This is a genomic window from Nitrospira sp. BLG_2, assembly GCF_049222245.1.
On record NZ_JBLYIG010000036.1, the window covers coordinates 1 to 1,695 of the forward strand.

The 1,695-nt window shown below is 55.4% G+C and carries 3 protein-coding genes; all 3 read right to left on the reverse strand.

What is annotated here, in order from left to right; genetic code table 11:
• Window positions 1–518 (reverse strand): PEP/pyruvate-binding domain-containing protein (locus tag ACOSYY_RS01030; protein WP_421660380.1); only part of this gene is annotated, 518 nt, incomplete at its 3' end.
• A 212-nt stretch (window positions 519–730) separates the two neighbouring features.
• Entirely contained in the window at window positions 731–1,210 is a 480-nt protein-coding gene (locus ACOSYY_RS01035; protein ID WP_421660381.1) for a hypothetical protein, read from the reverse strand.
• A 71-nt stretch (window positions 1,211–1,281) separates the two neighbouring features.
• A partial coding sequence (locus ACOSYY_RS01040) for a DALR anticodon-binding domain-containing protein (RefSeq protein WP_421660382.1) occupies window positions 1,282–1,695 on the reverse strand: 414 nt, incomplete at its 5' end.

A 1,695-nucleotide genomic window follows, 5' to 3' on the forward strand; every position in this document is an offset into this window, starting at 1 on the left:
TCATGCGCGACACCGACTTCTGTCTTCTTGTGCTTGAGGATCGCTTCGAAATGCTCACGCGGCACACCCATCACAATACTGCCGAACATCGACACAAATCGTCGATAGCTGTCCTGCGCAAAGCGATCGTTGCGAGTCTTAGCCGCAAGGCCCTCGACCGTCTTGGTCGTCAGTCCCACGTTCAACACCGTATCCATCATGCCCGGCATCGAGGCACGAGCCCCGGATCGGACCGAAACGAGCAGCGGCCGCTCAGGATTCCCGAAGCCCATCCCCATCGAGCGTTCCACACGTTTGAGGGCCTGCAAGGTGGCATCCCACATACCGGGCGGATACTTCTTGCCGATTTTGTAGTATTCAACGCAGGCTTCCGTAGAAATCGTAAACCCGGGTGGGACCGAGATACCCAGATTGGTCATCTCAGCCAGACCCGCGCCCTTTCCGCCGAGCAGCTCCTTCATGTTCGACGTGCCCTCGGCTTTGCCATCACCGAAATAGTAGACGTATTTCTTTGCCACGTGACTTCTCCTTCTCGCAGGATGCTGAAAACGTCCGCCAGCGGCGTTCTCGCGTCGCTCAGCGGCTCAACGTACCGAAGTGTACGCCTCGCCCCTTCGCTCGCTCTGGCCTTGCCGGACAGCCTTTTTGAGCATCCTGAAGTTATCCGCCGTTAACACCGTACCGACCATATGGCCGATATCACCCGAGTTCTCCGGAGCCTCCTTGCGTATCAATGAGCGGGCGACGCGCGACGACTGTCAGTTGATTCCAGACGGAGCCGATAGCGGTTCACCAAGAACCACTTCGTCCATACACCACCGATAATAATAGCGGTGACAAACAGCATCAGCATCAATAATCGATAGTCCGCCTGAACACCTTGATCGACATAGTACCGACCGTCGAGCCCCTTCTTGAGCTTCGTGTCGGACTGGAGATAATGGGTCTTGCCGCTCGGATCGGAGAGATTGAGCCATTCCGAACAGAGTTGAACCGGTTCATTCGCTCCGGGCACCGACCGCCACGCGAGCCGAAGACAGACATCCTGCTTGACGTTGAAGAAATCCGGTGTCTTGACCAGGTCGTCCAGATTGATGCCGCTGAGCGCGAATCCACCGAGAAGAATGGCATTACAGAGCACCATCAGGACCAGCGAGACTGCGAGAGAAAATCGTCGGATCTTGTCCGCCCGACGGCATTCGTCCGTCATCGGCTGATCCATGACCACTCCCGTTGTGTCCGGTCCTCGCAGAAGACCGTCTGTTTTTCGTCCGCTTCGACCTACCGCCCTTGTACCATAATTTGCGAAAAATCCGCGAATGACATGAACAACTCGTCGACTTCTTTAAGCAACGACAACCGATTACTGCGGATGGCTTTATCTTCTGCGTTCACCATCACCGCTGCAAAAAAATCATCAATGACCACCTTGAACCCTACCAAGGCATCCAGCACCTTGCCATAATCACCAATCTCCAAGGCTGAACCCATCGTACCTCGCCCTACGGCGACCGCCTGGTGAAGCGCCGATTCTGACGGATGCTGGAACTTCCCCACATCGATCGGCTGGCGCTCCCACTGTTCCTTTTCAACCAACCGATGCGCCCGTTTGAAGCCGATGATCAAAGGATCGAACTCCGGTTTCCTTGTCACTATTTCAACGGCCTTCATCTTCTGCACAAGATCGACAAGATC

Coding starts and splice junctions, on each gene's coding strand:
- ACOSYY_RS01035 (WP_421660381.1), bottom strand. CDS start 1,210: ATGACGGACGAATGCCGTCGGGCGGACAAGATCCGACGATTTTCTCTC.